At 35.8% G+C, this 25,515-nt stretch carries 19 protein-coding genes, 2 tRNA genes and 1 riboswitch; of the genes, 5 read left to right on the top strand and 16 right to left on the bottom strand.

The features are described from left to right. Window positions 1-423: 423 nt before the first annotated feature. Together AC4MCC_RS04360 and AC4MCC_RS04355 are read left to right on the top strand one after the other, a co-directional pair. Window positions 424-1,092 carry an epoxyqueuosine reductase QueH gene (locus AC4MCC_RS04360; RefSeq protein WP_491885722.1) on the top strand — a complete coding sequence of 223 codons (669 nt, stop codon included), beginning with the start codon at window positions 424-426 and terminating at the stop codon, window positions 1,090-1,092. A gap of 402 nt (window positions 1,093-1,494) precedes the next feature. Further along, window positions 1,495-3,036, top strand: coding sequence for a PepSY-associated TM helix domain-containing protein (locus tag AC4MCC_RS04355; protein WP_075175392.1), 1,542 nt, complete (start codon window positions 1,495-1,497; stop codon window positions 3,034-3,036). 276 nt (window positions 3,037-3,312) lie between these two features. On the opposite strand, the gene AC4MCC_RS04350 is transcribed toward AC4MCC_RS04355, so the two are convergent. The 10 genes from AC4MCC_RS04350 to AC4MCC_RS04305 form a co-directional block, all read right to left on the bottom strand. Beyond that, window positions 3,313-4,698 carry a methylenetetrahydrofolate reductase C-terminal domain-containing protein gene (locus AC4MCC_RS04350; RefSeq protein WP_005267252.1) on the bottom strand — a complete coding sequence of 462 codons (1,386 nt, stop codon included), beginning with the start codon at window positions 4,696-4,698 and terminating at the stop codon, window positions 3,313-3,315. 109 nt (window positions 4,699-4,807) lie between these two features. After that, the gene (locus AC4MCC_RS04345; protein WP_075175391.1) at window positions 4,808-5,101 is read right to left on the bottom strand and encodes a hypothetical protein; all 294 of its coding nucleotides are present in this window, start codon (window positions 5,099-5,101) and stop codon (window positions 4,808-4,810) included. 159 nt (window positions 5,102-5,260) lie between these two features. Continuing rightward, entirely contained in the window at window positions 5,261-6,394 is a 1,134-nt protein-coding gene (locus tag AC4MCC_RS04340) for a 5-methyltetrahydropteroyltriglutamate--homocysteine S-methyltransferase (protein ID WP_491885721.1), read from the bottom strand. Between the two features lie 345 nt (window positions 6,395-6,739). Then, window positions 6,740-8,548 carry a TonB-dependent receptor domain-containing protein gene (locus tag AC4MCC_RS04335; protein WP_491885720.1) on the bottom strand — a complete coding sequence of 603 codons (1,809 nt, stop codon included), beginning with the start codon at window positions 8,546-8,548 and terminating at the stop codon, window positions 6,740-6,742. A gap of 127 nt (window positions 8,549-8,675) precedes the next feature. Next, a riboswitch (cobalamin riboswitch) is annotated at window positions 8,676-8,817 on the bottom strand. 758 nt (window positions 8,818-9,575) lie between these two features. Then, window positions 9,576-9,983 carry an SMI1/KNR4 family protein gene (locus AC4MCC_RS04330; protein WP_067765963.1) on the bottom strand — a complete coding sequence of 136 codons (408 nt, stop codon included), beginning with the start codon at window positions 9,981-9,983 and terminating at the stop codon, window positions 9,576-9,578. Then, window positions 9,980-10,588 carry an HNH/ENDO VII family nuclease gene (locus tag AC4MCC_RS04325; RefSeq protein WP_067765966.1) on the bottom strand — a complete coding sequence of 203 codons (609 nt, stop codon included), beginning with the start codon at window positions 10,586-10,588 and terminating at the stop codon, window positions 9,980-9,982. Before AC4MCC_RS04325 ends, AC4MCC_RS04330 begins: the two co-directional genes overlap by 4 nt. Window positions 10,589-10,602: 14 nt before the next feature. Further along, window positions 10,603-13,848 (bottom strand): ATP-binding protein, encoded by a 3,246-nt coding sequence (locus tag AC4MCC_RS04320; protein WP_491885719.1) that lies wholly within the window; start codon window positions 13,846-13,848, stop codon window positions 10,603-10,605. Window positions 13,849-13,870: 22 nt separating this feature from the next. Beyond that, window positions 13,871-14,752, bottom strand: coding sequence for a hypothetical protein (locus AC4MCC_RS04315; protein ID WP_067765972.1), 882 nt, complete (start codon window positions 14,750-14,752; stop codon window positions 13,871-13,873). Between the two features lie 13 nt (window positions 14,753-14,765). Next, window positions 14,766-17,036, bottom strand: a complete 2,271-nt coding sequence (locus tag AC4MCC_RS04310; RefSeq protein WP_491885718.1) for a dynamin family protein — start codon at window positions 17,034-17,036, stop codon at window positions 14,766-14,768. A 10-nt stretch (window positions 17,037-17,046) separates the two neighbouring features. Then, a complete protein-coding gene (locus tag AC4MCC_RS04305) occupies window positions 17,047-17,931 on the bottom strand; it encodes a dynamin family protein (protein WP_067765978.1) in 885 nt (294 codons plus the stop codon). Between the two features lie 296 nt (window positions 17,932-18,227). Here AC4MCC_RS04305 and AC4MCC_RS04300 point away from each other — a divergent pair, with 296 nt between their 5' ends. Next, window positions 18,228-18,494, top strand: coding sequence for a helix-turn-helix transcriptional regulator (locus tag AC4MCC_RS04300; RefSeq protein WP_491885717.1), 267 nt, complete (start codon window positions 18,228-18,230; stop codon window positions 18,492-18,494). A gap of 30 nt (window positions 18,495-18,524) precedes the next feature. On the opposite strand, the gene AC4MCC_RS04295 is transcribed toward AC4MCC_RS04300, so the two are convergent. The 4 genes from AC4MCC_RS04295 to greB all read right to left on the bottom strand — a co-directional run bounded on the left by AC4MCC_RS04295 (window position 18,525) and on the right by greB (window position 20,974). Beyond that, entirely contained in the window at window positions 18,525-19,778 is a 1,254-nt protein-coding gene (locus AC4MCC_RS04295; RefSeq protein ID WP_491885846.1) for a tyrosine-type recombinase/integrase, read from the bottom strand. A 170-nt stretch (window positions 19,779-19,948) separates the two neighbouring features. Next, a tRNA-Ser gene (locus tag AC4MCC_RS04290) sits at window positions 19,949-20,039 on the bottom strand. A 261-nt stretch (window positions 20,040-20,300) separates the two neighbouring features. Then, window positions 20,301-20,391 (bottom strand) — tRNA-Ser (locus tag AC4MCC_RS04285). Between the two features lie 88 nt (window positions 20,392-20,479). Further along, on the bottom strand, window positions 20,480-20,974 hold the full coding sequence (gene greB / locus AC4MCC_RS04280; RefSeq protein WP_419365749.1) for a transcription elongation factor GreB: 495 nt from the start codon (window positions 20,972-20,974) through the stop codon (window positions 20,480-20,482). Window positions 20,975-21,338: 364 nt separating this feature from the next. On the opposite strand from greB, the gene AC4MCC_RS04275 reads away from it, so the two are divergent. Continuing rightward, on the top strand, window positions 21,339-22,454 hold the full coding sequence (locus AC4MCC_RS04275; protein WP_419365750.1) for an MltF family protein: 1,116 nt from the start codon (window positions 21,339-21,341) through the stop codon (window positions 22,452-22,454). Between the two features lie 92 nt (window positions 22,455-22,546). Here the strand turns inward: AC4MCC_RS04275 and AC4MCC_RS04270 are convergent, their stop codons facing one another. Both AC4MCC_RS04270 and ttcA read right to left on the bottom strand, forming a co-directional pair. Continuing rightward, a complete protein-coding gene (locus AC4MCC_RS04270) occupies window positions 22,547-22,933 on the bottom strand; it encodes an SCP2 sterol-binding domain-containing protein (protein WP_004784757.1) in 387 nt (128 codons plus the stop codon). A 218-nt stretch (window positions 22,934-23,151) separates the two neighbouring features. Next, window positions 23,152-24,078, bottom strand: a complete 927-nt coding sequence (gene ttcA, locus AC4MCC_RS04265) for a tRNA 2-thiocytidine(32) synthetase TtcA (protein WP_005236792.1) — start codon at window positions 24,076-24,078, stop codon at window positions 23,152-23,154. Window positions 24,079-24,579: 501 nt separating this feature from the next. Between ttcA and AC4MCC_RS04260 the strand changes: the two genes are divergently transcribed. Next, the gene (locus AC4MCC_RS04260) at window positions 24,580-25,452 is read left to right on the top strand and encodes a lytic transglycosylase domain-containing protein (RefSeq protein ID WP_419374783.1); all 873 of its coding nucleotides are present in this window, start codon (window positions 24,580-24,582) and stop codon (window positions 25,450-25,452) included. Window positions 25,453-25,515 lie beyond the last annotated feature (63 nt).

Below are 25,515 nucleotides of genomic sequence, written 5' to 3'. Positions count from 1 at the left end.
AAAAAATCAAAAGATATAAATAAGTCGGCTCTCATTTATATTTGTACAAAAAAAAATGATGACGGCTTAGATATACACTGAACAAAATATGTTTAGAACCCGATTCAATTTTTTTATGACTTTTAGCGAAATTTAAGTATTCAAATTAATGAGCTATTTTTAGCTTTTCCAAAGAAAAAATAGCTCAGCCTTCAATTTTAAAATTTGGCTTCATTCAATTGATTTGTTTAAGCTCTAATCATATTTCACCAGTGCAATTTATACCCACACCAATACATGAGTAAAACGATATTTCCTCACCAAAAGATGAATTTAATTCACAACTTACATCCTGAAGATCACTCATTTAAACATGAGCAAAAATCACCTTAACCATGAGATTAGATTGTTAAGATGTAGGGTTTAGATTTAAGCCCTATTTCCATGTCAAATAAACTTGAACGTCAAAAACTGACTCTCCCAGAAGGTCATGACAAACTCCTGCTTCACTCCTGCTGTGCGCCGTGCTCAGGTGAAGTGATGGAAACCTTGATTGAATCAGGTATCGACTTTTCAATCTTTTTCTATAACCCTAACATTCACCCGATAAAAGAATATGAAATTCGTAAGGAAGAAAATATTCGCTTTGCCGAAAAACATAATATCCCTTTTATCGACTGTGATTACGATACTGACAATTGGTTTGCACGTGCCAAAGGTATGGAAAATGAACCTGAGAAAGGCATCCGTTGTACCATGTGCTTTGATATGCGTTTTGAGCGTACAGCTTTATATGCAGCCGAAAATGGCTTCAGTCTAATAAGTAGCTCGCTTGGTATTTCCCGTTGGAAGAACATGCAGCAGATTAATGACTGTGGTCATCGTTCTGCTTCACATTACCCAGGCATTACCTATTGGGATTACAACTGGCGTAAAAATGGTGGTGCTGTTCGTATGCTCGAAATCAGCAAGAAGGAAGAGTTCTACCAACAAGAATATTGTGGCTGTGTCTATTCCTTGCGCGACACCAACCGTTGGCGTATGAGCCAAGGTCGTGAACGGATTAAATTAGGTGTGAAATTCTATTCGAATGCCATGGATGACGCGACTTAATACGCTAAAATAGCCAATCTATTTGGGTATCTCATCTTTGTAATTCAAAAGAGTTATACAGATCAAAACTCTCTAAGATTGGCTATTTAGCTTTCAATTTCATCATCAAATATACTGCGATCAAACGCCTTGAAACTTCATTTAATTACACTTTATCGCTTTATGATTGGCTTTGGTATTGGCTATCTATGCACTTATTTTTTTGCCCTCAATTTGATTCATTTATGCCAATCTTTTTTACCTAAAGCCGAATCTGTTTTGCTTGGCTCATTGGTCGCACTTATCTTTTATATCGCATTTGTCATTTTGATTTTTTGTATCAAGAACCTGAAATGGTTGTCTCTATTAAGCCTGATTGTACTCAGCATTTTATTTCTTACACACAAGTTTTTAGGATAATTCATGCTGAAATCGATTAGACAATCTACGGCAACTTTGCATTCTTGGCTAGGCTTAATTTTTGGTTGGTTGCTCTTTCTCATTTTTGTGATGGGATCATTGAGTTTGTATAAAACTGAAATCAATTACTGGATGCAACCTCAATTTGCAACTATGCAAACTAGCTCTAATGAGGCAGCTCAATCCGCTTTTGCCTATTTACAAACACATGCTCCCGATGCAAAAAGTTGGTTTATCCATGTTGCTCATGATAATGCACCTGTAAATCGTGTCTTTTGGCAAACGGCTGAAGGTGCTTTCGAAAATAGAATATTAAATGCTTCAACTGGCAGTGAATTACAGTTATTAAATACCCAAGGTGGTGATTTCTTTTATCGACTGCACTTTCAACTCTATGGCATGTCTTATATGACAGGACAGATCATCGTCACTTTTACTGCCTTTATTTTATTAATTTTATTGATTTCTGGTGTGATTACTCATAAAAAATTACTGATCGAATTTTTTACTTTACGTACTAATAAGGGACAACTCTCTTATCTTGACTATCATACTGTATCCGCTGTCACAGCGATGCCGTTTTTCTTTGTGACGGCATTTACAGGCTTGGCGATGTTCTTTTATGTACTCTTCCCTGCAAATTTAAAACTCAGCTATCCTGACAATCCTTTTCAGTATTTTGAAGAGATCCGTACAATACCTCAGCAGGATTTACTTTCAACTCCTGAAAAAGCAGAAATGCGCCCTATACAATACTTTTTAAAGCACACGACTCGACAATGGGGAGTTGCACCCTTAGATACAATTACAGTAAAAAGTCCAAATACATCATCGGCCCATATAACAATTAATAAAAAAGAAGATCGTACGATCACACGTAACCAAGATCAGTTTATTTTTAATGCACATACAGGTGAATTGCTTAAAAACAATCGAAATACAAGTGCATTAGCAACTTTGAATAATGGAATATATGGCTTACACATGGCACGTTATGCACAGCCGAGTTTACGATTCATCTTGTTTTTATCGGGCATACTCGGAGCAACAATGATTGCTTCAGGCTTATTTTTATGGAGCTTAAAAAGACAGATAAAAAATAAAAAACAAAGCTTTCATCTTGGTGCATATCTGGTCAACAGACTTAATATGACTGCAACTATAGGTCTTGGTATTGCCGTACTGAGTTATTTCTATATAAACCGCTTAGTGACAGCACCTTACAATTTACCCAATTATGAAATTACTACATTTTTCTCAGTGTGGTTCATTTGCTTTTTAATCGCTTGTTTAATGCCACAGCATCAACTTTGGAAAAGCTTACTCAAGGGCTTCATCATTCTCGCTCTTATACTACCTATCATAAACCTATGCTACTTATTCAATCATCATCTTATTTCTTCATTCTCATCGTATTGGATGTTCTTGAGAGTTGATCTACTCATTCTTCTGTTTGCTTTGTTGGCTATATTTTTACATCAAAAAATAGCACCAATTGCATCAAACCAAGTGACTCAAAATCAGTTTATAAACGGTATACGCTAAATGAAACTTATCATTGGTCTAGGCTTGATCATTTTAGCTATGCTGTTATTTTTTGCAGTGAGCTCAAAGCAGCGTATAAAAACACAACAAAGTCGCTTTGCTGTACTTAGTCAGTATCCCCAGATCTCTAGATTTCTAGGAATACTGCTTTTAGGATTATCCTTGTTTCCACTTTGCTCACATTATGGAAACAGTATTGGTTTTATTTCACTATATCTTTTGATCACGCCTATTCTTTTGATTTTGATATTCATTAAACGTAATTAATGTAATGAATTAAGCTTCTGTATACCAATTTTTCCAAGAACTAGTGCCACGTACTTCAAGTGGTACAGTTGGAATCAATTTTTCTTTTAGAACGTCAGTCTGTCCCACGGCTTTGGCAAGCCGGGCTTTCACAGAATGAATGCATTCCCGATCTCCAAATTCACAGCGGTCTAAGGTAGTCCCCCCACAAGGACCATTCGCCAATCCTTTTGGACAGGTTTCAGGACAGATATATAAAGTATCTCCTAGCCTGCATTGACCACAGCTTTCACAGCCCACAACGCCATGCTTAGAGATAAATTCAGTTTTCAGTAATGCTTTTGCAGCAGGTGTATGCTCCCAAAATGAGGCTTTAAAAATAAAGCGTCCGATACCCTTGGCAATTTTGGACTCAAACAATGCCTCATGCATGAAATGTAGTTGCTGATATTTAATCAACTGACTGGATGTCGGCTGACGGGAGTAATAAGGCAATTCTGGCATGAACTCTTTTCCAGTCTTCACTTGCCATAATGAATTCCAGAGAGCTTCAAGTGCATTCAAATCCAGATGCCGATATTGTTCTATATAGCTTTCCAAAAGCATCTGCTCTTCAGGCTTGTAACAGGCTGAAAGGTGAACTCCGGCAAACCCAAGATGTTTACACATCAGGATCTGTAAAGCACAGCGTAAATGAACCCGATCACTCAACCCATCCTGTTTTTCCTGAGCCAACACCCCTAACATATAGGGTGTAATCACAATACCAGCGACTTTATTTTTCACCATAAAATTGGCACGAGCAAAACTCAGCGGCATAACACAAGCAAGTATTTTTTGTTGGTAATGATGACGATTTAAAAAAGCCTTTACTTGTTTTAAAGCATCCATGTCATACCCTAATTGGGTAATAATAAAATCTGCGCCTGCCTTCATCTTTTTGTGTAGTTTTAGATATTGTGCGTCACGCTCAGCTTCAGCATATTTGAACGGGTTAAAGGCCACACCTAGATGAAATCCACCACGGCGCTTGGCTACCATCACGGCATTCACCGATTCTAGATATCGGGTACGTCCAGATTCATCCCCCCCATAACTGTGCTCTTTGAGCTTATCGCCTGTCAGCAATAAAAGATTCTTAATATTGGCTGATTTGGCTTGATCTAAAAATAATTCAAAATCCTGAATATCTCGATCTTTCCCAGAAAAATGCAGAACTTTATCGCTCGATTTTGAATAATGCTGACTAGCCTCAAGCGGTGCCATATCATGGTCTGAATGGACACGGTCAGCAATTGCAATAAAAGCTGAGAAACCCGCAATATCTTGTGCTACATGTTGAGTTTTAGATGAAGTCAAATATTCAACTAAAATACAAAATTTATAATGTTCTAAGTGTTGAAAAAAATTAAGCATGTCCCTTGATTAACCAAATATCCTAAAGCTAAAACATTATTTAAAATTCAGGAAAGAACATGTCATTGTAGATAAATACAATTTGAATGTTCTCTCCTGTTCACATTCTTTATTTTCTTTTAGCTGAGCTGATTTTAATTTGACGCCTAAGCGTATTAATTTTTTGCTCAAGTAGCTGAATGATCAGATCAGAACCGCTTATCCAATTGTCATGATCCTGAAATTTCACATCATCTTTTAGAGCCGTTTCTGATTGAGCACCATTTGTATTTTTTCTAGATATCTCGAAACCTAGAATACTACTTTCCGTAGAACGTATTACCTTTAACACACTAAAATCAATTGGGTTATTGGTATTTGTCATTCGACATACTCGACCAATAAACTCTTTATCCTTTAACATCTTTACTCTCAAACCACTGGATAACTTACTTAAAACTTTTAAACATACTGATTAATTTGAATATCTTGCAAAAGGATTAATTAAAGCATTTACAGTTATTACCAAGGCAATAATACGCATACTTTGACTGATCACTTTTACAAGACGTCAATGATGAAATTAAGGCCAGAACTTTTTTGCGACCTTATTCATTAACTTAATTTTTTCCCACTGGGTATCATAGGAAATTTTGTTGCCCTCTTCCGTTGAAGCAAAACCGCTCTGTAAACACAGCCCTAATTGCTCAATGGGTAAAAATTGAGTTGCGTCATGGATACGCTGTGAAATGTCATCTTCACTTTCCACATACTCTTTTTTCGAAGAGACTAAGCCCAAAAATACTTCTGTTTGTGTGCCTTTGAGTAGCGCAATAGGTTCAAATCCACCTGCCCGATCTGTATCAAATTCCAATAAGTAACGATCGATATTGGTCAACTGTTTGAAAATATATGTAGAGATAAAGTGATAATCACCTTGATACAACCAGCTCGAACTAAAGTTGCCACGGTCAATATGCAACGATATAAATAAATCTTCTGGTTTATCTTTGAGTGCAAGATTGAGTATTTCTACACCTAGCATTGCTAAGTCATGATCTGACATACCAGAAGTGATTTCAGTTGCTCTATATTCTTCATCACTTAAATAGGCCCAAAACTCATCATTCAGTTGTAAATATCGACAACCTTCTTGGTAAAGCGCTTGAATTGCTTCTCGATAAGATTGCCCAATATCTGCAATATAGTCATTGATACGATCTGCATAGAACCGATTGTTTCTTAAGTGTGGAAAAAGCAACATAGTTGGACTTGGTATGCAATATTTAGCAGTTGCAAAACCTTCAATTGCTTTATGTAGATAACGATAATGAATCAGACTTGTATGTTCTTCTGACCAAGCAATTTTCCCTGTGACACGGATATCAGTCGGTTTACTGATCGCATCTTTATATTTCAATCCATCACGTACTTTGTAGCTTTCTATGCCTTGCAATTGCTCAAGAAAATCGAAATGCCACCAAGTACGGCGAAAATCACCGTCTGTCATAACGGTACAGTCTAGATCAAGCTGAATATCAATCAGATTGTCAATTTCTGCATCTTCAACTTGTCTTAAAGTTTCCTCATAAATCACTCGATCAGCAAAATCGTAACGTGCTTTTTTGAGTTTCAACGCTCTTAAAAAACTACCGATATGTTCCACTTTATTATTCGCATATTGAGCCTTCGCTTTAAGAGATGTATTACTTTGCATAAATAAACCAAATGAAAAATGACTTCTGAAAAGCACATTTTGTAAAAAATAAAATTGTCGTTGATGGATATACTTCCCAACGGAAAAAGATGTCTTTCCAGTATTTTGTAGCTATGAATGAAAAACCAGACGACAAATCGTCTGGCTTTCAGGTGCATTACATTCAAAATGGGAGTATTGAAGGTATAACAACAAGACTGTAATGGTGTTTTCTTAGGTAAGTTTGGATAGAATCCAACCATAAAAAAACCAACAATAACAATGAATTAAATCTATTACCACATAAGCTTTGACTGAAGAATTTTCACGTATAAATGAAGTTCCCTAAGTTTCCAATACGAATTATTATTTCATCGCATAACGCAAGGTCACCCAAGCAGTACGACCATCTTGACGATAAACATCACCGGTCCAAGAGTTGTTGGTGTAATACTCTTTATCAAACATATTTGCTAATTTAGCTTGTACACTAAATTCAGGTGTTACTTGGTACGCTACACGCACATCCGCGATTGCAAAACCTGCTAATTTTGCTGTGTTTAGTGCATCTGTATAACGCTTTTCTTCTGCATGTACCGAGCCACCAATTGTCCAATCTTCAACTTTATAATCGAGACTCGCATTAAATAATTGTGCAGGCTTAAATGTTAGTTGTTTACCTTTAGCATTTGGATTTTGATTCTCCGGATCTTGGTAGGTATAGTTTACATTCCATGATAAAGCATCAAAATTTTGCCCCAGACCGAGTTCAATACCTTTAATTTTTGCTTGTCCGTTATTTTGGTTGGCAATCAGGTTATCAATTTTGTTTACAAAACCAATAAGTTCCCAATCTAATAACTGCGAGCCTTTGAATCCAATTTCAATATTTTCAGATTCTTCAGGTTCTAAATTTGGATTCGCGTAACCAGGATAGTAAAGATCATTAAATGTTGGTGAACGGAAAGCCGTTCCATAAGACATATAAGCATTATAGTAATCATTAAATTGATAACCTAAAGCAATATTTCCTGTCGTATGCTGTCCAAATTGCTCATTATCATCCGAACGTAAAGCAGCTTGTAAATTTACCGCATTAAATTGACCGATATATTGTGCAAACAAACCAATGTTATTACGTTCTTTTTCATCATAGTCGGTTGAACTGGTTACTTTATCATTTAGATAATCCACACCTGCTACCAAGCTATGATTTTTATTAAATTCAATCGTGTTTAACCATGAAACAGTTTGTTTTTCTGTATCAAACTTACCGGTTGTTTTATTTGAATCGAAAGTCTCGTACTTATCTTGGCTAATGCCAACATTGAATTTACTTGTCCAAATATCATTTGGAGTAAACGTTAAGCCAGCACCATATACATTCTGTTGAATCTCATTTTCAGGATTCACTCCACCATCATACTCAGCTTCCCCTTGAACATGTAAAGCATTGACATCTATAGCGAAGAGTTTGTTGAATTGATGACCCGCTTTTAAGGATGCAGAAACATTCTCATAGCCATCTTTATCTTCTTCGGTTTTTGACGTAAGAACATCTAGACCTTGCGTTTTTAGGCCAGCTAAACTCGCACTCACCCAGGTATTCTCTTTACGGATATCAACACCTACATTCGCATCATAAGTTTCGTGTGATCCATATTTTAATGATGCGTAAGGTTTAATACCGTCTGCAGTACCTTTACGTGTATAAATTTGAATAACGCCGCCTACAGCTTCAGAACCGTACAAACTAGAACGTGGGCCACGAACAACTTCGATACGCTCAATTTGATCAATTGGTAGATGTTCAATTGCTGTTTGACCAGTTGTTGCTGATGCTAGTTTTTGCCCATCAACCATAACCAATACAGCATTGGAATTTGTACCGCGAATTGAAAGACCCGTTGTCTGACCTAATCCACCTGTATTGACATAACTAATACTAGGAATCGTACGTAATAAATCTTGTAAAGAGCTAAACTGTTTACGTTCAATTTCTTCACGTTCAATCACTGTTACAGCAGCTAACGTATCAGTATTTGCTTGCTCAACCAAGTTAGCAACGACATTAATTTTAGGAAGTTGGAAAACAGTTTTTTCTGCTGCCATTGCCATAGACAATGGAGATAAGACTAACAAACCACCTAAAGCGGTTGTATATATTTGATTCATGGTATACCCCAAAATTTCGCACCGCCCGTGCGAATATAAATGTGAAGCACGCGGACGGATTTTGGGTAAGCAATACCAACTCAATATAATTGAAGTATGCAATCCCTTCTTTAACGCCCGCCGCATTAGTTAGGTTATGCAACAGGCCGGTCTCCGGACTTAAGGGTTAAACCTATTCACCGTTGCGGGGGCAGTGTTAGCTTACACATACGTGTACTAACTTCCCAGTTTCACTTCTCTATGGAAGCACCTGAAGCAGATGCAAAGCCTAAGACTATGTCCTTGCTAAGTCAAACGCTTTCTGATTATTCGTATTACTCTCATAAAGCTAAATTTTCTAAGGAATATAGGAAGTAATAATATTTAAGGTCAACTTAACCTCCATATCTAATTAAAAGATGTCTACAAAATTGGTGGCTATTCACCTTGACCGAACCAAACGTATACATTATTTCTAATCATCATTTTCCTCTTGTAAGCATTAATTTTGTTAAATCGTTGAGTGTTAACATCAGTGATGCGAATTGGATTCCAAACGCGAGTATCGATACAGGATTGTAAAAGTCTATCTTGCTCACCAGGCCTAAACCCAAAGCGAGCGATGCGAACCTCGAAAAAACTATTGTGGTCTGAATGACCAATATAAAAATACTATACATATGTTTTCGAAATAGAGAAAGCTTATGTAACCACTTTTTAAATATCTTTCTAGCCTTTTTGATTATTGAATCAATCAAAAGGAATATCTGTTTTGAGTAATGCTTGCACCTCTTGACTATAACTCAAAAATCATAGGTTCCTGCCCTAAATTTAATCAGTTATGTTTGGGGTTCAGGGGGTCGCCCCTGACAAGCCCTGTTGCGTACCAAAAAGTAATCCGTAGGATTGATTTTTGTAGCTACAGGTAGGCTTGCTTAAGGATAATGCTACTTTTACTACTGTCTATAAGGGACAATCAATTCAGTTTGAATATTTAGATCATTTAAATTGTACTAACTCACATCTTTTATGACAGTTACCAATTTTTTCATGCTTTCACTTGATTTAAAGTATTTAATAAATACTGTTCCAAATCTTGACTTAATTGACCCACTAATCCATCTTTTGTCCATTCCAAAACAGATCCTGTTTCTATGTCATATATAGAATAGTGACCATCACCAAGGTCTAGAAGAGGCAATGCTTTTTTCGGATAAGTATCATTTTCCTTTAATAGACTATAGATTTTAATGACATTCAAGTGTGAATTCGGATTAACTCCTAATCCATAAAATTCCAAATATTCAAATTCTAATTGCCCACAAATTTGTAAATAAGATAAATAATCTGTGTCAAAATCAAGTTTTAAAATCTGCTGTGCTTGAAGAATTTGCTCTTCACTAACTGAAATAACATCAATAGCATTTGACTTAATAAAATCTTTTAAAATATTCATGTGATTGCTCTTTCCTGTTTTATTTCTGCTGCACGTGCTTTCCAATGATCTGCACGCTCCTTATTAAAATCGGGACGACTAATTTCAGACTCTTTTGATTCGTGTAATATGTTGTAATTACCATCTGCAATATGTTCTTTCTTAGTCAATTCAGCTAAAGGAGCATCCATTTTTTGACCAATATGATGCAACTCAAAGGGTTGACCATCTTTATCTAAAGGTGACAATCCCTTTTCCATACGTTCTAGGTTTGTTCTGCCACGATCATCAATTTGCTCATAATCTATATCAGAGCGAACTAAGCATTCCCTACCATTAATTTCTTTTGATTCTAGCCCAGCCTCATTATAAATATCCGCCTCCTCTTCAGAGCGAATAGCTTCTAATGTTTTCTCACCGTATCCTTCATTTCTTAGATTCTCTTTGCCTTCATCCGATAATTCAGTCAGATGCATCTTATTTTGTAGATAAGATGGTCGATCTAACTGTCCTATATCATAGAAAACTTTCTGGTCCATAGCTGAATCTTTATACCAGGTGTTCTCCAATGCACTACTTTCACTTATTTTCTCTAGAGTAGAAGCCAATACTGAAATTAATTCCATAATTTTCTCTTTTATCAAGAAACATTTTGTTTATTTACATGTTCTACCCATGTCTGATAAGCTTTTAAATAACCACTATCAATACAAGTTAGATATTTCAAACAGGCCTGCTTGATTTGATTTTTAATAATAAAATCTTCATTAAAGATCAATTCATTTAATTTTTCGTCAAAATCTTTTATATCCACTGATATTTTTAATAATGTTTCTAGTTTATTCTCTAAATTTAATATTCTTACAATATATTCACTAATTTTAGCAAAGTTCTTAATACTCAATTGTAAATTAGCATCTTTACATCCTTGTAAAAGCTGTCCAAGCTCAATTCTCATTACCGTATCTGAAATAATGACTAGATTTTCTAGAAGGAAATCTAGATTAGGTTGTCGGTAATCTGAAGGCAAGCGTTCACCGATAAATAATAAAAAGAGCAATATCTCTTGTTCAATTTGCTTTTTAGTTAAAATATTTTCAAATGACCTTTCAAAATAAAATTTAGAATGATCCGAGTTAAAATAATTAATTTTACATAATATTGGTTCTAACCAATGACTTTGATGAACAATGGCAACGCCTTGGGGTAATTTAGAAATCTCAGCTAATTGTTCATCTTTTAGAGAAATAGAACTTCCTACCACTTGGCGATCTTGCTCTTCAGGAAGCCTCAAAATAATTTTAGTATTTGTATTCTTAATTGCAGAAATATCTAATGCATTCGGTGATTGGTCAACTAAGATAAAACCCTGACCGTAAGTTCGCATTTCAGCAATAGAATCACTGAGCATTTCAACTGACTTTCCAACTAAACTATTGGATTCTGTAGATTGGCCAATACTTGTACGCTTTAACAAGTGATGGGCTTCTTCTAATATCGTAATGTGCCTTAAATCTGAATTCATTTCTAAATTTTGGCTCGTACGATATTCATTCAACTTCATCACTAATATACCCATGATAAGCGATTTTGTTTCTGCTGAAGCTACACGACTTAAGTCAACGATGACATTCTGATCAAATAAAATGGAATTATCTATCTCATTTGATGTGAATAATTGTGCACTTAATCCATCCGTCAAAGACATAATACGAGTTTCTAGCGAACCAATATAATTACCTTTTACTTCTTCAGAATAAGCAGAATCTTCAATAATCTCTTTCAGTGTCAATGACACATCAGTGAAGGTCGGAAAGATTTGCTGTCTATGTATATTCTCTGATAAATCTAAATTCCAACCTACCCGTTGATAAGCCAATAAAATTGCTTTTTTCAAAACAATTGGCATCGCGGCATACATTGGCCAACATACATTAAAAATTTCAACTAAATAATCTACATGTTCTAAGACATGAATATCCTCTGGAAAACTAAATGGATTTAATTTCAATAAATCAGTATGTTTCGGATTAGTCCCATAGACAGAAACATCTGAATAATTACCAAACACATGTTTATATTCTCCTTTTACAGGTTCAATCACTAAAAAAGGAATCTGCCGCTGGCGTAAGTTTTTTAAAATTGTATATAAAGTATTACTTTTACCTGATCCTGTTGATCCACATACCAATGTATGTTGCGTTAATTGCTTATTTTCTAAGAACACAGGTTGATTAGAATCTTTCCACAAATGACGCAATACTCCTAAATCAATCGCATTTTCATTAAACGCTTTAATATCACTTAGATACTGAATTGATCGTCCAAAAGGTACTGTTTCAACAACACTTACACTAGATGTAGAGTGATGAGGTAGGTTTAATGTTAACGCTATTTCCTTGGTAGACAATAAACTCGTCGGGCTTAAAAATGGTATTTGTACATTTAATTGCGTGGATACTTTTAATTGTGGATGTTGTAAATTTTTTAAGTATTTTAAGATTAATGATTTATCCTCACTAGTCCAAGTAGTTATAGTAGATGCTTCCGAATTCGAATCATCACCTTTCATTAAACCATAATAAATACTACCTAAAGTATGAGAAACGGTAGGTGTTTCACCTATAAAGTAAGCAGCGAAATTCCACCCGCCATAAGATTCGACATCATCGAGTCTTGCTAAATTTTGGTCGATTTTATTGAGAATTTGTTGTACAGATTTATTTTGAAATTCTATAGTACTCTGTCGATTTGTGCCGTATGTCGTACCCTTGCTTGTACTTTTCGTTGATGTATTAGCTGTTGAACTTGTATTTGTACTAGTTTTTCCTTCTGAAAGATTCTCAGACTCTGTATAGCTAGTTCCTTTTGTTTGAGATGAACTTTCACTGTCAGATCCTAATAGACTTCCTGCAAGGCCTCCAACTACTCCACCCACTGCCCCACCTATAAGCACTCCAGCAGGGCCAGCTATAGCTGTACCAACTCCCATACCAATACCAGCCCCAGCACTAGCTACAGCTCCCCCTTTATTTCGGGAAGAAGATGAACCTTGTTGTGAACTTTCATTTACCCCATTTGAAATACTAGTTCCTTTAGTTTCAGTTAAAGCAATGCTTTTACCTAGAGTCTCTGTTACGCTTGAACCAAGTACATGAGCAATATTTTCTGACTCTTGTGTTGAATAACTAAATGTATTCTTCGAATAAGGTGATATTTGAGTATATATTTGTTCGTAACCTCGGCGAATAGTATGTAAAACAGCTTCCTCGACCGCTTCTGCTAAAAAAATTGCTTGATAGATCTTTCCTTCAGCAGCATCAATAAATCGCTCCATACCTTGGATAAAGTTTTCTCGATTATCTACTGATAATGATGGAATCAAAGTCACAGCCGTAACACCACTACAATCATTTTTTTCATGATTTACGGTAGTTTGAAAAATTTCCTTTAATTCAGTATTTAATACTCCTGTTAATTTACTACCGGAGAATTGCCCATCAAATGTTGACTTTAGCAACTCACCAGCATTCTGCCCTTCAAAATCTCCCGATTTACTTTTTACACCAATATAAATTTGGGTAGTATCACCATTACTCTCAAAAATAAAGAAAATACTATGACCTGCTTTACCAAGCGCAGTGTAAATAGCAACTAAACTTTCTAATACTGATTGCTTATTATTTTGTACTAAACGCTCTAATCTAAATAAACGAACTTCTGCACTAAAATTAATCTGCTCAATATTAAAAGTAGGGAGAATAGACATGTTTGGTAAGTCAGTTAGATAACTTTTCTTGATCATATATTCAGCTGAATATAATGATCTTTCTAAATTTTCTGTTCTTTCCTCTCTTACCAATTTTCGGTTAAATTGATTATTCATATCCTCCCCCCTATTATTTAAATTACTTAAACTTAGCTTTAATTTTTTCAATTAAATTACAACCAACATCTTTTAATTTATTCAAACCATCAACAATTTTATCAAGAAGTTCTTCAATAATACTTTTACCAGAATCATCTCTATTAGGATTCTTATCATCAGTCACATTATCTGATTCCACATTTGGATTTGGATTTGGATTATTCAAAAAGCCATCATTATTTATACCTAGAAATTTTCTAACTTCAAGTACGTGGTTATAACGATCTAAGGAAAAATTTGTCTGTAAAGATAAATGCTGATCCTGTAAATATTGTGAATCCCATTTATCCTGATCGATCTTCATTTTTTCATTAAAAATATCTTCCTTATAAACTTCAAATATTTCGGGAATTTTCTCATGAAGAACTTTTCCATATTCTGTCAACTTTAAAGTGCTAACTTCTCGATCAATAATTAGATTTAAAAGAATAGCTTTAATCTTATCTAGATCTTTTGATGAAAAAGCATGATCAAATAAATTATTTGAAAATTTATTTTCTTTCTGTTTAAGATTCAATTGATCTACACTTTCCTCTAAATTAGCGTTAGTGTTAATGAAATTTTCTTCAATATCAATAGTTTCATTTTGGACAACATCTACAAAACCTTGAATTTCATGATCAATTAACCAAAGTTTTATGCCAATTACACTATCAAGCCTCTCCTTACTAAAATTTCTCTTTAATAGATCTAATGATCCATAAAAATCATTTTCATTATATAAAGTATGTGTAGAAATTAATTCGCCATAATCAAGATCCAATTCAGCGAAATCCGAATCAATCTCAATTAATTTTTTTATTTCTGTTTTTTGATTACAATTTTCAAGAGTTTCAATGATCTCTTCTTTTAACTTAAACACTAGGTATTTCTCCTTAAATCTTTAAAATATCATCTAAATCTTGACGCATTTTCTCAATCCAAACTAATTCAGATTTTGCCTGATCGATAGCTTTTATACGTAAATCTTTATCCTGAATTTTCCCTTTGATCTCTTTTATGATTTGCTCAAATTTTTTGTCAAACTCTTGAGTCAAAAATTCTGTATACATATCAATAATTTTATTTCCACCTTCAGTGATATGCGTTGTACCCTGTTGAATAAGATTATTAAATTGCGTTCTTATTTCTGCTCCACGTTTATCCCAAGCAGTTTTTAAGGAAATGAACTCTCTTTCCTCAGTAACATCTACAATTTTCTTGTTACCCCAAGAAAATGGGTTATACCATTTTGAAGTTTTAACCTCTCTTTGCCCCACTACAACAGTGCGAGATTTGATTTCATTTCGCGTAGTTTTAGTCACTGCGATATCGAAATTTTTAAATTTACTTTCTAATCCACTCAACACAGGAATTTTCAAGTCTTTCACATCTTCAAAAATATCTGAAATATACTTTTGATATTCTGTATTTAATTCCTTATGAATATTTTTTTGCATAGCCAAATATGCATTATCCAACTCATTAATGACTTCATTAAATTTAAATTTCAAATCATCTTCTAACTTTTCTAATTTGTCATTCGCTTGATCAATACTCACATCACCTTGCATGGTATTAGTAATCGAACTCCATTTGTCTTCTATTCCACGTCTTAGTGATTTGATCTTAGACTGAATAGTCTCAGGGACATGATTTTTACGTTCTTTAAGTTTTGCCTTATATGAGGCTGTTTCAAAACCTTTAGCCCGCTTAGCTTCTAGATGCTTAATGGATGCTAAAATATTCTCTAACTCTTTCTCATCTTGTTCTAATGCGGCATTCATTTGCTCTTCATTTAATGCTAACCCTATTGCGGTATCTAATGCTTCTTTTGCCCGATTTAGTCGGTGTGGAAGATTATATTTTTCAATATATTCATCTATCATCATTTCTACAGCTGGTATGCCGCTATTTTTTAATGCGGTATTTAACTCATCATCATCAATGAGCTTTAAATTTTCAACCTTATGTGCAACCTTTGACGTTAAAGGCATATACTTAATAAAGTTATATTCATCTTCCAAAAATTGATCAATATAATCATTCTTTTTGCTACGTTCACGTCTTGTTAACTGTTGTTCATCATTGCGCATCAGTCGGGTTGCAAATGCTGAAATAGGATATACCAAAGGATCTTGAATACCATTTTCTATTAAGTAGGCTCTTACATTATCTAAAGCTTTTTCCAAAGATTCTTTCTCTAGATCAAATTCATCGCATTTATTTACGATAAAAATAAAACGATCTTTAGCTTGCTTGCCACCTTTCTTGATCTCCTTAGCAACTAGCTCTAATAAGTTTTTATCATCATTAATGCCTAATTGTGTGGCATTTAAAATATATAAAATTAAAGGACTACGTTGCGAATCTTGAATGAAAGACATTGTCAAACGAGCATGAGATTCATCACGACTGTTATTTGGCCCAGGTGTGTCAGTAAGTACTAGTCTTACATTGTCTCTTTTTTTCATTCCATAAATTGGACCAGTAATATTGATTGTATGTGTATCTTTTTGATCATTCCAAGAATTCAAAACCTCACTATTTAAAATTATATTTTCTTCTAGAATCTCACCATCAGAATTATAACGACTACCATAGTAAGTATCTGATTTTGTATCATAAATTTTTGCAATAGTTGCTGTAGTCGCCTCATTACGAGCAGGTAATAAATCTGTGCCTAACATTGCATTAATGAATGTTGACTTCCCTGATGACATTGTAGCAACTACATAAGCATCAAAATCATTATTAAATGCTTCATTCAAAGCATCTGAAACTTTCGAATTATTCTGTAAATAACTAAAAAATTTTGGATTTTTCTTTGCGAATTCAATCATTCCTTTTATTTTTTCAAGTCGAATATCGACACTTTCTACAGGAAAGTAAGGAGTTAATTTAAAATTAGTTCTATGCTCTAAATTTGCTTTTTCAATTTCTTCTTTAAGATCAATATAATCCGATTCTAATCCTATAAAACTGATTTCTATATTGCTATCTTGATTAAAAAAATCATATAGAAGCTTAGGAAGCTGATCTACCCACAACTGTAATCTACGTTGTTTGAGATGAGATAAAATATTATTTCCTAAAACTTCCTGACCATTCACAAAAAACTGTGTTTCAATTGAAAATGGATTATGTTTAATTTCAATATAATTCACTTAACCGCCCCTACTTATTTAATAAAAATATTTGGTTTTTAATAGAAAATTCAAAGTATGGAAAACCTGTATTACAGTATATATGATTCAAATACTCATAATCCTCAAATTCATCACCGAGGCATTCAAATCGTTTCTGTGCTTTAATATGTGCAATTTGTTCAGGTGAAAAAGGAGTATAAGCAAGGTTAATAATTTCATGTTCATTTTCTAAAAAACTAAATAATTCTCTTTTTTCTTTTTTAGAAAGTTTCTCTTGTCTAATAAATTTATTAATTAGCAATGCCCTATAAGCACTTATACTAAAAATTATCGGCTTTACAAAACCGAGATCATTCAAATAATTTTTTAAGTTATTTATGAAACTCTCAATAGATTCTTTATCTAAATCAAAATCATCAATTTTATTAACCAAGAAAATTATTTTATCCGAATCTATAGTTCGTTTTATGAATTTTAAAAAACTGACATCATCATTAATGAATGGTTGGGTAGCGTTTATCACATACACCAAGTAATCAAAATTTTCTTCCTCAATGAATTCATACGCTAAGTTTTTGTGACTTTCATCTCGACTATTGTTTGGACCAGGAGTATCAATAAGCACCAAATTCTCAGAGAAATTAAATTTCCCTTTAACTAAGATTTCCTGTACCTGTTGGCTTTGATTTAATACTTTTAAAGTATCAGCAGTTAACGCATCTACTTCTTTCACTATTGCTTTATTGCTATCAAAAGCTCTAATCAACTCTACATCACTAGCTTGTATCTCTGTTATCGTAGCAGTAGTTGCTTCATTCGCTGAATGTAATAATTCAGTGCCTAAAAGCGCATTAATACATGTAGTTTTGCCTGCACTCATAGTAGCAGTAAATACAATTCTAATTTTATTCATTTTTAAACTTAAAGATTTTCATTAATATCCATATTTTACAATAATTTTCAATAAAATCAGAGTTTAATTTTAACTTTCAATAAAAAATTGTGGGAGTATTACCATCTTCTTTTGTTAAAAAAATCCTATATGAAGAAATTAAAAAAATTTACATATTAATTCTAGTAGAAACCTTTATATAAATTTTTATCTATTTTTCTTCCATTTTATACTTTTGGACTTGTCTATTTTTTTCTTTTGCTAAGCTCCTCATTAAGCAATCTTGCTTAGTTATAAAAATAAGGAGTAGACAAACAATGTCTATTGCAAAACTTTATCGAGTGAAAGATCTCGTAAACTATCCAGCACGTGCTGGTAAGGTCTATGTAGACCGTTCTGGTCGCACACGAACGCTCTCCCATCGTGATGCAACCACTGGCTTACTCAATATCTCAGAGTCCATGCTTTGGAAGCTTGTAAGACGTGGAGACTTCCCCGCTCCGACCTATATTACTGCAAGCATGCCAACATGGTCTGAGAATCAAATCAATGAATGGTTAGCAAGTAAAAATACAGTTGCATAGCGACTATTTTATTTCTCTTAAAGCCTGTCACTAGACAGGCTTAAATATATATAAATTATATTTAGGTCTTAGTCTCGGTTTACCCATAAGCTCATATAAGTGATCTGCCCAATCCTGCATCATATATCTACGCTCTTCTAAATACTTTGCTCGGTTATAAGCAAGTCCATTTGGATCTTTGACTCGATGCGCCAGTTGATGCTCAATATAATCGATACGCTTCTTTAACACTTCATCAAGGATTGTTCTTGCTGATGCTCTAGATCCATGGGCTGTATGCTTTCCTGCAAAGCCTAATCTTTCAAGTGCTTTATTCATGGTATTTTCAGAAATATAGTTCTTTCCATCTCGTCCAATAAAGAAGTATTCACTATCGGGATATAAGTCAATGATGGATTCAAGCAATTCAATAGCTTGTATTGACAGTGGTACGATATGATCTTGCTTAGTTTTACTGCTTACAAATTTTAAGCATCGTTCATCTTTATAATAATATGCTTTCTTAAGGCTTCTAATCTCTCCAGGGCGTTGAAAGATCAATAAAGAGATCTTGAGTGCCACTTGTGTCGTAATCATGCTTCTTGGGAACTGCTCAGGGTAACTCCATATTGCTTTGACTAATGCACTTAAGTCTTTCGCCTCAGTTACGGCTGGATGATTTTTTTTCGGTGGTGTTGGTAATTCAATATCTTCAATCGGGTTGTAAGTAATGAGTTTTCTTTTTCTAGCAAATTTAAAGATTTGATTTAAGTCTGACTTTAACCTTTTAGCAACAGCATAAGCTTCTCTATCAAGAATAGGCTGAAATACCCGATCCTCTAATAGCTCCAATGTTAATTGATCAAAGCTCAACTTCCCTATATATGGCAGTGCGTCATGCTCTAAGCGACGAATTGTTTCGCTGTCTTGCTTTTGTTCTACTTTTCGCTTGTCTAGCCATTTAGATGCAATCACGGCAAAGGTATTTTCTATTTCATGTCGGCGTTGGTGTTTAGCTTGTAAACGTTTTGTTGCTGGATCAATCCCCTGTTGAATAAGTATCTTGTACTCATCTCTAAATCTACGTGCATCTTCTAAAGAGATTTCGGGATACGTACCGAGGGATACCTCATTGCGCTTGTTTGTATAAGGGCGGGTATAATTAAATATCCAATACCGACTACCATTCGGATCAACACGAAAGTAAAGATTTCCGCCATCACCAATCTTTATGCTCTTTTGAGGATCAGCTTTAAGTTTTTTAATTTGTAGCGCTGTGAGCTTATTTTGAGTACGTGCCATGATAAAAAACCACGCAAAAAAAAATGTAGTAAGTTTTAACTTACTACATTTCTTACTACTTTATAACTGTCGATTTACGTCAAGTGTCAACGTGCGTCGTACCGTTATATTCCAACTTTAACCAATATAATCAATCGCTTATATTGCGCCAAGCAATGTTGGAAAGTGTTGTATGGCGGAAGCGGTGAGATTCGAACTCACGGAGGGGTATAAGCCCTCGTCGGTTTTCAAGACCGGTGCATTAAACCGCTCTGCCACGCTTCCATGGCCGCCATCATATAAATATTTCTGTTTCTTGGCAATAAATTTTCGCAAAACTTCTGTAAAAATCAGTTCATTCAGTCAAAAATCAGACGAAAATTTTAGAGTAGATAAAATTTTATACACAGAATCTTGGTGCTGATATTTTTATTTTCAGAATGAATTTAGCCTTAATATTCACATCATTTTGAACAATGAAAATTTGAAATTATTTTAATAAGTTAAAAATAAAAACCCCGATCAATGATCGGGGTTTTTTATATCTGGCGGAAGCGGTGAGATTCGAACTCACGGAGGGGTATAAGCCCTCGTCGGTTTTCAAGACCGGTGCATTAAACCGCTCTGCCACGCTTCCATGGCCGCCATCATATAAATAAAAATTGCGCTTGGCAAATATTTTTCCAATTTCTCTGCATCAACTGCACAAAATAAAATCAATTTTATTAATCTTCTGAATTTTCTGGCTTTTCATAGCGAATTGAATTGATGAACCAGAGTTTCTTGCCGGATGGTGTCATCACTTCAGCTTCATCATCCACTGACTTGCCTAACAGGGCACGCGCCATGGGTGAATCAATCGAAATATGCTGCGGATGATGATCATAAATTTCATCGACGCCCACAATCCGAAAACTCTTCTGCTCACCCTGTTCATTTTCAATTTCGACCCAGGCACCAAAATAAACTTTGCCTTCCTGTTCAGGGGAAAAATCAACAATTCGCAGCTCTTCCAGCCGCTTGCCCAGATAACGAACCCGACGATCAATTTTACGTAAAAGCTGTTTGTTATATTGGTAATCTGCGTTTTCCGAACGGTCGCCGAGACTGGCTGCCCAGTTCACTTTTTTGGTAATTTCAGGACGTTCTTCATGCCAGAGATTTTTAAGTTCTGCCACCAATTTGTCGTGTCCACCACGGGTAATCAGGTTAGATTTCATGTGTTTTAATTGCCAATTTTGAACCAGTTTTTAGACATTAAGAGCTTATTTTATTTGGAGTTTTAGGACAAGCCAGAATATGCAATTTTTTTCTTCAATAAATTTAATAACTTAAATTACATTTAAAAAATAAATTATGTACAAAATTTGACAATTCATTTTTTGATCTTTAATATGCACCCTACTTTTGGAATCGCTTATTTTTTAATCTATGTAGTTTTTCTACATATTTCCCGATCAATTTAGTCATTTTTGAATGACGTCATGACTGCCCAACCCTTATTGAATTTATCAAACTTTTAAAAGTTTCTGGCTAGTATTGGCTGTGATTTTTAGGGCATAAATTACTTGTAGCGGAGACAACATGCACAGTAGTTCAACCACTGGGTCGAGGCTTTGCCTTAGCTCTTTTATCTCTTCTCTCCCTGTAAAAGCACTGGTACTGAGTACGGCACTTATCCCCTTTCATAGTATCAATGCCACTAAAACCACACTTCAATATGATCATGTGGTCAATAGCAACAAACTCACCGTCGTCGCAGTTCAAAGTCCAACGACTGTGTTTCAGGATGGACAACATCAGCATGGTTTTGGTTATGACCTGGTTCGCAACTATGCCAACAGCCTGAATGTTAAGCTGGATTTTAAAACTGTTCCGGATAATGCCACGGCCCTGAAATGGGTAGCGCAGGGTAAAGCCAATCTGGCCATGACCACCACTGATCTGGGTACGATTGAACAACAACGTTTAACGGCTTTTTCTGCCACTTGTGGTGATGAGTCTTCACTGGCCAGTAATGGACTGAATTCTAACCTGAATCTGGTATTTAAATCAGCCAGCGACCCTTTAAGTCAAACTGCTAGTGCTTTTGTCTGTCAAGGTAAACAAAGCGGTGCAATCAAGCAGCTTGCATCCTTCTACAATCAGAATGTGGTAGAAGAACATTCTTGGGATGAAATTCAACAGAACCTGAACCAGCGCCTCCCCACATACAAGGCGAGCTTCCAGAAATCTGCTCAGCAGTACGATCTGGACTGGCACCTGCTCGCCGCGATCGGTTACCAGGAATCCTATCTAAAGCCAAACTCCGTATCTCCCACCGGTGTCCGCGGTCTGATGATGCTCACAAGCTCTACCGCAAAAGCGATGGGGGTTAGTAACCGGACAGATCCAGGTGAAAGTATTGATGGGGGTGCCAAATACTATGACCAGATGCTGAGTCGTTATGAACATATCCCTTATCCGGATCGTAACTGGTTTGCTTTGGTCGCCTATAACATGGGCCCAGGTGCTGTGAATCAGCTGCAAAAACGTATTCAGGCCCAAGGCAAGAATCCGAATAACTGGGTAAACCTGTATGCTTATCTGGAACAGAATAAAGCCAGTAATGGTCGTTACCGTCAGGCCCTTCAATACGTGACCCGTATTCGTGCCTATCTGGAACACATCAAGACCACTCCACAGCTGGTGAATATTTAAGCCTGATCATTTCTAATCCAGATATTCAGCCATAAAAAAAGCTTACCTTAGGGTAAGCTTTTTTGTTACTACAGCTTTTTAGATCAAAACTATTAAGCCGTGGTATTTTCAAGAACTTTCTTGAACAGGTCTTTTTGTGCTTGGCTTGGCTTCGCTGTTTGCAATGCCATCAATTGAGACATATCGCCTTGCACCTTGATTTTACCTGTCATAAAGGCTTGCATTGCAGCCGCCATATCAAACTCAAGGAAAACTTTACGTAAGGTTTCACCATCCATGTTTAATGTTGTTTTCGCATTTGGAGATAAACCTTTTTTAATCGCGCCACCTTCCAAAGATAATTCTGTATTACCTGTAGTGTCTGCAACGACTAAATTAATTGCCAGATTCGCCAAAGCAGGTGGCAAATCCAAATCACCAGCTTGTGCAGTGAGCGTGTCTACAGTCGAAAACCAATCATCAGTTAAAAAAGCAGGCATGATCTTTCCTCAATTTATTTATTCATTTGTGTCGACTATCCAGACGACATCAGGTTGAAGCTATTATGCTTGTGGCTTGTTATAACATGATCATTATGGCAAAGGCTAACGAATTTTGTACGCACCGTTCAATTTTTGTAGTTCTTATCTTACGTTATTTTTGATTCAGGCATCGGCCGTAGCCCATGCCTGTATCAGCTTGACTTTATATAGGTCGATTAGTCTGCTGCAAAGCCCAGATTGACCATATTGATGCGGCGGTTCTCGCCTTCTACCGCCTCTTCAGTTGAACAGCTGCCTTTGAAATCGAATTCGCGCTGGCTATCCAGAATTTCGAAATCAAATAATTCGCGGTCAACTAACTGAGATGGCGACACATTTTGCAAGGCACCAAAGATACTGTGCAGACGTTTTGGATGCGCATTGTCCCATTCACGTAACATGTCATTGATAATGGCACGTTGAAGATTTTCCTGAGAGCCACATAAATTACATGGAATAATTGGAAATTGACGCATCTGTGCATATTTGATGATGTCTTTTTCTTCCACATAGGCCAATGGACGAATTAGGATATTCTTTTTGTCAGAAGACAGCAGTTTTGGCGGCATGGCTTTCAGGCTGCCCCCATGGAACAGGTTCAGGAAGAATGTAGCCAGAATATCATCACGGTGATGACCCAGCGCCACTTTAGTCGCCCCAATTTCCTGAGCAAAACCGTACAAAGAACCACGGCGCAGACGTGAACATACTGCACAGTAAGTCTTGCCTTCCGGTGTCAGTTTTTTGGTAATGCTGTAGGTATCTTTTTCCAAGATGTAATACGGAATGTTATTTTCTTCTAAATAACGCGGTAATACATCTTCCGGGAAACCGGGCTGTTTCTGGTCCAGGTTAACCGCCACCACATCAAAGTTGATCGGTGCAATGCGTTTAAACTGAAGCAGGATATCAAGCAAGGTATAACTGTCTTTACCACCAGAAATACACACCATGACCTTGTCGCCGTCTTCAATCATCTTGAAGTCGCGAATGGCATGTCCGACCTGGCGGCGAAGCTTCTTCAACAAACGGTAGTAGGCAGAGCTTGTTGGCAGTTCAGGTTTGAAATTAAATCCTTGCTCGGATTCAACTGGCGAGTACATAGACGAGAATAACCCATAAATAAAAATACCGCGCAATTTTAGCTGATTCGGTTCCGTATCGCATCAAAAGAATTTATTTTCATACAAATGCCATATTAGTTTCATTTTCATGTTTTATTTAGATTGATATATTGAACGATTTAGTTCAATTTTTAAGCGAGATGCTTATCTTTTGGACTTTTCCACAGTTGTCCACAAAAGCTGTGGATAACTTTGTGGATTGAAATGGACTTGACAACTTGTTCACCTCAAAATTTAAGGCTTTTCTTTAAATTGATCATTTTTTGATCAATTTATTTTACTATTAAAATCAATAACTTAAACCTGTCAACCCTAAGGTTTTAAATTAAATAAAAAAAATATTTTAGTGTTCAAAATATTGACAGGCGTTCCTGTTTACATACTCGTTTATAAATGCAGCGTATAAGGCTGTGCATTACGTAATTTTTTGTTAAACTCATCCATGAATTTTTCTAGCTTATTATTTATCAAATATAAACAATGAAAATAAAGACGTATTTCTTGGGGTGTCAACTGATCGGTAGCTTGGTTATGCTGAGCTGCAGTCATTTGGTGTATGCCGGTGAAACCATCTATCAGTTGCGTGATAAAAACGGCAGTACCTTATTGACCAATAAGAAGAGCCGTTATAATCATCTTCAGGTCGAAAAGAAGACTTATTATCCGGATAGCAATATTCATAGCTATAGTAACTGGGGCAGCAGCGAGTCGTCGGTTTTGCCTAGCTATAGCAAGAATAAGAATGCTTTTGATTCGATCATTCGTCAGGCCGCACAGACTTATGGTGTGTCTGAAGGTTTAATTAAAGCAGTGATGCATACTGAATCAGGCTTTAATACCCATGCCCGCTCCCCTGTGGGTGCACAAGGTTTGATGCAGCTGATGCCAGCTACAGCACGTCGCTTTAATGTCAGTAACGCTTATGATCCTCATCAGAATATTATGGCAGGCGCCAAGTATCTGGCCTGGTTATTAAAGCGTTTTAATGGCAATACCAGTCTGGCATTGGCGGGCTATAATGCCGGTGAAGGCAATGTCAGCAAATATGGTGGAATCCCGCCTTTCCGGGAGACCCAAGATTATGTGCGCCGTGTGACCAGCCGTTATCAAAATCTGTATACTCATGGCCTGAGTGCAAGCACAACCACGTCTAGCACTTCATCCAGTGAAGGCCGCATCATTGCCAGTTCAGCGAATTACTCCAATGATAGCAGCAACACTTCGCACATCCAGGCAGCCAAGTATCAGCGTCAGATTATTATGAATGCTGATGGCAGTTATACCGATGCACCGATGGGTTCTTATGCAACGGCGAATGCAACAGCAGCAGCTAAAATTTATTTAAGTGAATAAATAAATCAAAATCATTTGATTCTGAATGGCCTTAGCGAAAATACAGCAAAAAATAAAGCTGTG

Source organism: Acinetobacter sp. CAU_H_56 (assembly GCF_058599425.1).
Note: the sequence above shows the minus strand (reverse complement) of the source record. Positions and strands in the feature narration are given on the sequence as shown.

Excerpts from the sequence above, each read along its gene's own strand:
- AC4MCC_RS04360 (WP_491885722.1), top strand. The coding sequence starts at position 424 with ATGTCAAATAAACTTGAACGTCAAAAACTGACTCTCCCAGAAGGTCAT.
- AC4MCC_RS04355 (WP_075175392.1), top strand. The coding sequence starts at position 1,495 with ATGCTGAAATCGATTAGACAATCTACGGCAACTTTGCATTCTTGGCTA.
- AC4MCC_RS04350 (WP_005267252.1), bottom strand. The coding sequence starts at position 4,698 with ATGCTTAATTTTTTTCAACACTTAGAACATTATAAATTTTGTATTTTA.
- AC4MCC_RS04345 (WP_075175391.1), bottom strand. The coding sequence starts at position 5,101 with ATGTTAAAGGATAAAGAGTTTATTGGTCGAGTATGTCGAATGACAAAT.
- AC4MCC_RS04340 (WP_491885721.1), bottom strand. The coding sequence starts at position 6,394 with ATGCAAAGTAATACATCTCTTAAAGCGAAGGCTCAATATGCGAATAAT.
- AC4MCC_RS04335 (WP_491885720.1), bottom strand. The coding sequence starts at position 8,548 with ATGAATCAAATATATACAACCGCTTTAGGTGGTTTGTTAGTCTTATCT.
- AC4MCC_RS04330 (WP_067765963.1), bottom strand. The coding sequence starts at position 9,983 with ATGAATATTTTAAAAGATTTTATTAAGTCAAATGCTATTGATGTTATT.
- AC4MCC_RS04325 (WP_067765966.1), bottom strand. The coding sequence starts at position 10,588 with ATGGAATTAATTTCAGTATTGGCTTCTACTCTAGAGAAAATAAGTGAA.
- AC4MCC_RS04320 (WP_491885719.1), bottom strand. The coding sequence starts at position 13,848 with ATGAATAATCAATTTAACCGAAAATTGGTAAGAGAGGAAAGAACAGAA.
- AC4MCC_RS04305 (WP_067765978.1), bottom strand. The coding sequence starts at position 17,931 with ATGAATAAAATTAGAATTGTATTTACTGCTACTATGAGTGCAGGCAAA.
- AC4MCC_RS04300 (WP_491885717.1), top strand. The coding sequence starts at position 18,228 with ATGTCTATTGCAAAACTTTATCGAGTGAAAGATCTCGTAAACTATCCA.
- greB (WP_419365749.1), bottom strand. The coding sequence starts at position 20,974 with ATGAAATCTAACCTGATTACCCGTGGTGGACACGACAAATTGGTGGCA.
- AC4MCC_RS04275 (WP_419365750.1), top strand. The coding sequence starts at position 21,339 with ATGCACAGTAGTTCAACCACTGGGTCGAGGCTTTGCCTTAGCTCTTTT.
- AC4MCC_RS04270 (WP_004784757.1), bottom strand. The coding sequence starts at position 22,933 with ATGCCTGCTTTTTTAACTGATGATTGGTTTTCGACTGTAGACACGCTC.
- ttcA (WP_005236792.1), bottom strand. The coding sequence starts at position 24,078 with ATGTACTCGCCAGTTGAATCCGAGCAAGGATTTAATTTCAAACCTGAA.
- AC4MCC_RS04260 (WP_419374783.1), top strand. The coding sequence starts at position 24,580 with ATGAAAATAAAGACGTATTTCTTGGGGTGTCAACTGATCGGTAGCTTG.